Here is a 6,948-nt window from a genome sequence, read left to right on the forward strand (position 1 = left end):
CCAACTCACTCTTGACCGTCGCCAGGAACGGCATTCGGCGTACCGGGCTATTCGCCGTTCCGACGGAACGGTCCCAACTTATTGATCAGCCCGTGCAACACGCCGCGCGCGATCATTTTGATTTGTTCTACGGGTTGTCCGGAAAACAGTGGGTAAATCAACGCGCGCACCGGAATCTTGCCGAGTTCGGAGAGCTTCCAGCCAAGCGGCATGTACCGTCGATAAAAAATCAGCGCGAGCGCGTTGCGGAAAAGGAAGTAATGCCTAAACGCGGAATGCATGGCAAACGTCCTTCCCAGAACGCGCACAGGCTGGTCGCCCAGACTATGCTGCATCTTGAGCCACGGCAAGCCGAGCACCGAACACCCAGCGCGTTTCGCCCTCACGCACCACTCGACATCGACGAAATCGATGAAAAGCGATTCGTCCATGCGCCCCACGACGGGCCATTCCGACAACGCGATGCACGAGCCTGACGCGATCAGGAAATCGACTTCGAGCGGCTCGCTTCCCGCAACCGGTACTCGCGTCAAACCCAGCGCGCCGAAACGCACGAACGGCGCGATGCCACCCAAGCGCGGATCGTCATAGGCGGGCCCGACCAAGGCAACGCGGCGCCCTTGATCTCTCAATTCCTGGATCGCGCTAACGAGCCCGGCCACCAAATCCGGCGACACCTCGCTATCTTGGTCCAGGAGCAGCCCGTAATCGAAACCGCGCGCAATAAGCGCATCGATGCCTTCGTTTTGAGCCGCGGCAATGCCGCGGTTCACGCCGCTTGCGAAGTATTGGATCCGCGGATCGAGCGCCTGCGCGCATGACGCGGCGCCTATCTCCACGTCTCGAGGCGTGTTATCCACCACGACGACGAAGATCCAGTCAGCCAGCCGGTTCACGCGTTCGAAGCATACCGTGTCCGGTCGATAGAAAACTACGACGGCACCGGCTCGCGAGCGGGCTTCCACGAATGCGTCGATAACAACCTCAAACTCGCGGTGTCGAGGACACGTCGCAGTCGGCCAAACAGAGCGCGAGCGCGACGCGCCAGTCGGGCTGCCGGATGCCGAAACGCTCGGCAAGTGCTTCGTTCGACATACGTGAATTCTGGGGACGGCGCGCCGGCGTCGGATACTCGCGCGCCTCGATCGGCACGACGCGCGGCGCGTTCGCGCCCATGGCCATCTCGAAGACCGCACGCGCCAGGTCGTACCAGGACGCCTCGCCCGCTGCCGTCAGATGATAGATGCCCGAATTCCGCTCCCAATAGTCTGCCTGGCCCGCGCGCAGTCCCGAGGCGACGACATGAGCTGTCGACGTTGCGATCGTGTTTGACCACGTCGGCGCGCCGATCTGATCGGCAACGACACGAAGCTCTTCGCGCTCCGCGCCGAGACGCAGCATCGTCCGAACGAAATTCTTGCCGCGGGCTCCGTACACCCAGCTCGTCCGGAAGATCAAATGCGTGCCCTGCGCTGCGGCAATGGCGCGCTCTCCGGCGAGTTTGCTAGCGCCGTAGACATTTTTAGGGTCCGTGGGATCGCTCTCGACATAGGCGCCATCTTGCTTAGCGCCGTCGAAGACATAGTCAGTCGAGTAGTGAATGAGCAGCGCGCCCAGCTTTGCGCACTCCTGCGCGAGTACGGCCGGCGCATCGCAATTGAGCCTGAACGCTGCGTCGCGGTCGCTTTCGGCCTGATCGACTGCCGTATAGGCTGCCGCGTTGACGACGATCGCCGGCCGCAGGCTGCGCAGCACCGTGCGGATGGCGTCGAGATCGGCGAGATCGAGCGCTTTACGATGAAGAGCTACGACGCGACCCAGACCTTGCATGGTTCGCGCAAGCTCGAAGCCGACTTGACCGTTAGCCCCGGTGATCAGAATAGTGCGCTGATCGTTCACGGCACCACTCATACAAACACCTCCGCTTCCGACAGCCTCTTCCCCGCCGCATCCTTCGCCGCGAGCATTGGCTCGAAATCGATGGGCCATTCGATGCCGATATCCGTATCGTTCCAGACGATGCTGCGCTCGTGCGCCTGGTACCAGTAATCCGTCGTCTTGTAGAGGAACTGCGCGCTCTCTGACAGCACGACAAAGCCATGCGCAAAGCCCGGCGGCATCCACAATTGCCGATGATTCTCTTCCGAGAGATTCACGCCCACCCACTTCCCGAAGTTAGGCGAGCTCTTTCGAATATCCACGGCGACATCGAACACTTCGCCTTCGACGACGCGCACGAGCTTGCCCTGCGCATGCTGAATCTGATAGTGCAGTCCGCGCAGCACGCCTCTCGCCGAACGCGAGTGATTGTCCTGGACGAACTCGACGCCGCCTTCCACATGCTCCGCGAATTCGCGCGCGTTGAAGCTCTCGTAGAAGAAACCCCGCGCATCGCCGAAAACCTTCGGCTCTACGATCTTGACTTCGGGCAGCGCCGTAGCGGTTACTTGGATGGCCATGCGACTTGGTCCTTCGGGAGATTGAGCAGATATTGACCGTAGGCGTTCTTCGACAACGGCTTTGCGAGCGCGAGCAGTTGCTCCTCCTCGATCCACCGCTTGCGATACGCGATCTCCTCCGGACACGCTACCACGAGGCCCTGACGCTTCTGCAACGTAGCGATGAACGTCGCCGCCTCGATCAGCGAATCGTGGGTGCCCGTATCGAGCCACGCATAGCCGCGCCCCATGATCTCGACGTCGAGCTTCTTCTGTTCGAGATAACGCGAGTTGACGTCGGTGATTTCGAGCTCGCCGCGCGCGGACGGCTTGATGTCCGCGGCGATGTCGCACACCCGGTTGTCGTAGAAATAGAGGCCCGTCACTGCATAGTTTGAGCGCGGCTTCGCGGGCTTCTCTTCGATCGACAATGCGCGGAACTGCTGGTCGAACTCGACCACGCCATAGCGCTCCGGATCGTGCACGTGATAAGCGAAGACCGTGGCGCCGTCGATTCGCTTGTTGGCGCCCTCGAGCTGCTTCGCGAGATCGTGGCCATAGAATATGTTGTCGCCGAGAATCAGCGCCGACGGATCATTGCCGACGAACTCGCGCCCGATGATGAACGCCTGCGCGAGCCCGTCCGGAGACGGCTGCACCGCGTACTGGATGTTCATGCCCCACTGGCTGCCGTCGCCGAGCATCGACTCGAAGCGCGGCGTGTCCTGCGGCGTCGAGATGACGAGCACGTCACGAATGCCCGCGATCATCAGCGTCGACAGCGGGTAGTAGATCATCGGCTTGTCGTAGACGGGCAGCAGTTGCTTCGACACCGCATGCGTGATCGGATAAAGCCGCGTGCCCGAGCCGCCGGCCAGAATAATGCCTTTGCGCGCCATGCTCAGCCCCTTACGCGCGCTGCGCGTAGTTCGTCTCGACCCATTTCCGGTATTCGCCGGAAGCCACTTCGTCCGCCCACGCCTGGTTGTCCAGATACCACTGAACCGTCTTCCCGAGACCGGTCTCGAACGTTTCCGCGGGCTTCCAGCCGAGCTCGCGCTCGAGCTTTCTCGCATCGATCGCGTAGCGGCGATCGTGGCCCGGACGGTCCTTCACATAGGTGATCTGATCGCGATAGGAACCGCTCGACTTCGGCTTGGCGCGGTCCAGCAGATCGCACAGCGTGTGCACGACTTCGAGGTTCTTCTTCTCATTCCAGCCGCCTACGTTGTAAGTCTCGCCAGGCGTGCCGCGCGCGAGCACCTCGCGGATCGCGGAGCAGTGGTCGCCCACGTACAGCCAGTCGCGCACGTTCTGGCCGTCGCCGTACACCGGCAACGGCTTGCCGGCGAGCGCGTTCGCGATCATCAGCGGAATCAGCTTTTCGGGGAACTGGTACGGCCCGTAGTTGTTCGAGCAGTTGGTGGTCAGTACAGGCAGGCCGTACGTGTGGTGATACGCCCGCACCAAATGATCCGAGCCGGCCTTGGTCGCCGAGTACGGACTGTTCGGCGCGTAGGGCGTGGTTTCGGAGAATTGTGGATCGGTGGCGGACAGCGAGCCGAATACTTCGTCCGTCGAGACGTGCAGGAAGCGGAACGCCTGCTTCTCGTCTTCGGGCAGCTTGCTCCAGTACATGCGCGCGGCTTCGAGCAGCGTGAAGGTGCCGACCACGTTCGTCTGCACGAAATCGGCCGGGCCGTGGATCGAACGATCGACATGGCTCTCGGCGGCGAAATGCAGGATGGCGCGCGGCTTGTATTTTGCGAGCAGTGCATCCATGGCGACGCGATCGCAAATGTCGGCGCGATCGAACACGTGGCGGGCGTCGTCCTTGAGCGACTTGAGCGTTCCCAAATTGCCCGCATACGTCAGTTTGTCGACGTTCAGAACGGGTTCATCCGAGCCTTTGAGCCAATCCAGAACAAAATTGGCGCCGATAAAACCGGCGCCGCCCGTCACGAGAATCATGAATAGCCCTCTGTGTTGCCTTGAGGCAGATTGCCGCCCCGAACGCGTATTGAACCGAGAAAATTTGCGCGACCGTGCTTTTATTCTGGAAGCTGGCCGGAAACTATGACCGAAACCACCCCAATTTCTCGTGGTTCGGTCAACCGTTAATTATAAGCCCAGGCCATGCAAAAACTACACGCATAACAACTTGATACAGCTAGCGATTTATGGTTGCACCACGTTGCAATGTGTAACTGTCAGCCTTTATTCAACATTTTGTCTGAGCAGACAGCAATTCACCGCCTGTTTCATAATGCCCCCATATTCTATGTCCGAGTCGCATTCGCGGCTTCTCAACGCCATTTTCTTTCGATGACCGACGCCCCGACCTCCAGCATCGACACCCCCTTCGCCCCGCTCGTCTTCGGCGATCTCCAGGGTTGCTGCGACCCGTTCCATCGTCTTCTGAAAAAAGCCGCGCCCGAACCCGGCACGCCGCTCTGGTTCGCGGGCGATCTGATCAACCGCGGGCCAAAGTCGCTGCAGACGCTTCGCGAAGTGATCGCGCTCGGCTCGCGCGCGACAGTCGTGCTCGGCAATCACGATCTGAATCTGCTCTCGGTCGCGGCTGGCCTGCGCAAGCCGAAGAAGGGCGACACGCTCGATGAAATCCTCGACGCGCCCGACGCCGCCGATCTCATCGAATGGGTGCGGCACAAACCGGTCGCACATTTCGAGAACAACGTGCTGATGGTCCACGCGGGCGTGCTCCCGCAATGGGACGCCACGATGACGATGGAGCTCGCGCACGAACTCGAGCAGGCGTTGCGCGCGCCGAACTGGAAGGAAACGCTGGCGAATCTGTACGGCAACGAGCCGCATCGATGGGAAGACAGCCTCACGGGCATCGATCGCCTGCGCGTGATCTACAACGCGTTGACGCGCATCCGTTTCTGCACGTCCGAAGGCGCGATGGAGTTCGCCAACAACGGCGGCCCCAAGGCCGCCCCGCCCGGCTATATGCCGTGGTTCGACGTGCCGGGGCGCCGCACCCAGAACGTCACGATCGTGTTCGGTCACTGGGCTGCGCTCGGCCTGACGATCCGCGACGACGTGCTGTGCCTCGATTCAGGCTGCGTGTGGGGCAACAAGCTGTCGGCCGTGCGCATGACGGCCGATCCCGCGCAGCGTGTGGTCACGCAGGTGAGTTGCTCGGTCAATCACCCCGGCACTTAGAGGCCGGAGCTTGTCGAAGCCCACAAGCTCGAGGTTGACCAGACCTAGCGCTGGCAGGCGCTACGTTGTGCAGAGACAGCAGACCCACCGTTGAATGCTTCCTCAGTTCGACGCTCTGGAAGTCGCAGCAGCAGACAAGCCCCGGGTAGGCACGAAACGGGCTGCGACGGAAGCGAAGGCTGCTTCGCCTGCTGCACAACATGGTCGAGGGGAGCCATACCGGAAGGTACGCGTTACAAGGCCCGTAAGGGCAACCGCGATGGGCGGATTCCGGCAGCAATAACTATTGGAGTCGTTGTGGCTGTTTTTGTACTGGACCGAAAAGGCCGGGCGTTGATGCCTTGCAGTGAGAAACGCACGAGGCTGTTGCTCGCCCGGGGTCGCGCACGTGTGCATCGCGTGGTGCCGTTTGTGATCCGGCTCACGGACCGCGACGCCGCCTCCAGCCAGCTTCAGCCGTTGCGCCTCAAGATCGACCCCGGCAGCAAGACCAGCGGGCTCGCCATCGTGCGCGACACTGAAGCGCTCGACACGGCAAGCGGCGAGCTTGGCCGCGGCGCGGCCGCGCTTAGCCTTTTTGAACTGGTTCACCGCGGTCGGCAAATAAGTGAGGCGCTGACTGCGCGCGGAGCCATTCGTCGCCGGCGACGCGGCAACCTGCACTACCGTGCACCGCGCTTCTTGAACCGCACCCGGTCTTCGGACTGGCTTGCACCCTCGTTGCAGACCGGGTCGATACCACGATGGCGTGGGTACGACGTATTAGGCACAGGGCACCTGTAACGGCGCTCTCCAGCGAGCTAGTGCGTTTCGATACGCAACTGATCGAAAACCCGGAAGTCAGGAGCATTGGCTATCAGCAGGGCACGCTGGCGGGCTACGAAATCCGCGAATAACTACTGGAAAAGTGGGGTCGGCGTTGTGCCTACTGCGACGCGAAAGACACGCCGTTGCAGATAGAGCACATCGTGGCTCGGGCGCGTGGCGGCACCCATCGTGTGTCCAATCTTGCGCTGGCCTGCGAGCCCTGCAACCGAGCAAAGGGCGCGCTGCCTGTCGATGTGTTTCTGGCAAAGCGGCCAACGCGGCTGGCGGGCATTTTGGCTCAAGCAAAGCGTCCGCTGAAGGATGCAGCAGCGGTGAACGCCACCCGCTGGGCGTTGACCAACGCGCTGAAAGCGACCGGTCTGCCCGTGGAGCTTGCCTCAGGCGGGCGCACCAAATTCAACCGGATGGCGCTCGGTGTACCGAAAACACATGCCCTCGATGCCGCCTGTGTGGGCGCACTGTCTGCCGTAACAGACTGGGAGAAACCGACCCT

General features: G+C 61.6%; 7 protein-coding genes and 1 pseudogene. 3 read left to right on the forward strand and 5 right to left on the reverse strand.

Annotation, left to right across the window (positions count from 1 at the left end; genetic code table 11):
* Positions 1-47: 47 nt before the first annotated feature.
* Genes AWB78_RS34315 through rfbB form a run of 5 tightly spaced genes read right to left on the reverse strand, consistent with a single transcriptional unit; the run spans position 48 to position 4,409 of the window.
* Positions 48-965 carry a glycosyltransferase family 2 protein gene (locus AWB78_RS34315; protein ID WP_232477993.1) on the reverse strand — a complete coding sequence of 306 codons (918 nt, stop codon included), beginning with the start codon at positions 963-965 and terminating at the stop codon, positions 48-50.
* Between the two features lie 19 nt (positions 966-984).
* Positions 985-1,911 (reverse strand): dTDP-4-dehydrorhamnose reductase, encoded by a 927-nt coding sequence (gene rfbD, locus AWB78_RS34320; RefSeq protein ID WP_062611073.1) that lies wholly within the window; start codon positions 1,909-1,911, stop codon positions 985-987.
* Positions 1,908-2,459 (reverse strand): dTDP-4-dehydrorhamnose 3,5-epimerase, encoded by a 552-nt coding sequence (gene rfbC / locus AWB78_RS34325; protein ID WP_062611074.1) that lies wholly within the window; start codon positions 2,457-2,459, stop codon positions 1,908-1,910. The genes rfbD and rfbC overlap by 4 nt, the downstream gene beginning before the upstream one ends.
* Complete coding sequence (rfbA, locus tag AWB78_RS34330) at positions 2,444-3,337, reverse strand: glucose-1-phosphate thymidylyltransferase RfbA (RefSeq protein ID WP_062611075.1); 894 nt, start codon at positions 3,335-3,337, stop codon at positions 2,444-2,446. Before rfbA ends, rfbC begins: the two co-directional genes overlap by 16 nt.
* A gap of 10 nt (positions 3,338-3,347) precedes the next feature.
* Positions 3,348-4,409, reverse strand: coding sequence for a dTDP-glucose 4,6-dehydratase (gene rfbB / locus AWB78_RS34335; protein ID WP_062611076.1), 1,062 nt, complete (start codon positions 4,407-4,409; stop codon positions 3,348-3,350).
* Positions 4,410-4,763: 354 nt separating this feature from the next.
* On the opposite strand from rfbB, the gene AWB78_RS34340 reads away from it, so the two are divergent.
* The 3 genes and pseudogenes from AWB78_RS34340 to AWB78_RS49595 all read left to right on the forward strand — a co-directional run.
* Positions 4,764-5,627, forward strand: coding sequence for a symmetrical bis(5'-nucleosyl)-tetraphosphatase (locus AWB78_RS34340; protein WP_062611077.1), 864 nt, complete (start codon positions 4,764-4,766; stop codon positions 5,625-5,627).
* A gap of 336 nt (positions 5,628-5,963) precedes the next feature.
* Positions 5,964-6,523: pseudogene (iscB, locus tag AWB78_RS49590) on the forward strand (RNA-guided endonuclease IscB).
* A 54-nt stretch (positions 6,524-6,577) separates the two neighbouring features.
* A partial coding sequence (locus tag AWB78_RS49595) for an HNH endonuclease (RefSeq protein ID WP_332460132.1) occupies positions 6,578-6,948 on the forward strand: 371 nt, incomplete at its 3' end.

The organism is Caballeronia calidae (genome assembly GCF_900044055.2).
In the GTDB taxonomy this organism is placed as follows: domain Bacteria; phylum Pseudomonadota; class Gammaproteobacteria; order Burkholderiales; family Burkholderiaceae; genus Caballeronia; species Caballeronia calidae.

Coding starts and splice junctions, on each gene's coding strand:
- rfbB (WP_062611076.1), bottom strand. CDS start 4,409: ATGATTCTCGTGACGGGCGGCGCCGGTTTTATCGGCGCCAATTTTGTT.
- rfbD (WP_062611073.1), bottom strand. CDS start 1,911: ATGAGTGGTGCCGTGAACGATCAGCGCACTATTCTGATCACCGGGGCT.
- rfbA (WP_062611075.1), bottom strand. CDS start 3,337: ATGGCGCGCAAAGGCATTATTCTGGCCGGCGGCTCGGGCACGCGGCTT.
- rfbC (WP_062611074.1), bottom strand. CDS start 2,459: ATGGCCATCCAAGTAACCGCTACGGCGCTGCCCGAAGTCAAGATCGTA.
- AWB78_RS34340 (WP_062611077.1), top strand. CDS start 4,764: ATGACCGACGCCCCGACCTCCAGCATCGACACCCCCTTCGCCCCGCTC.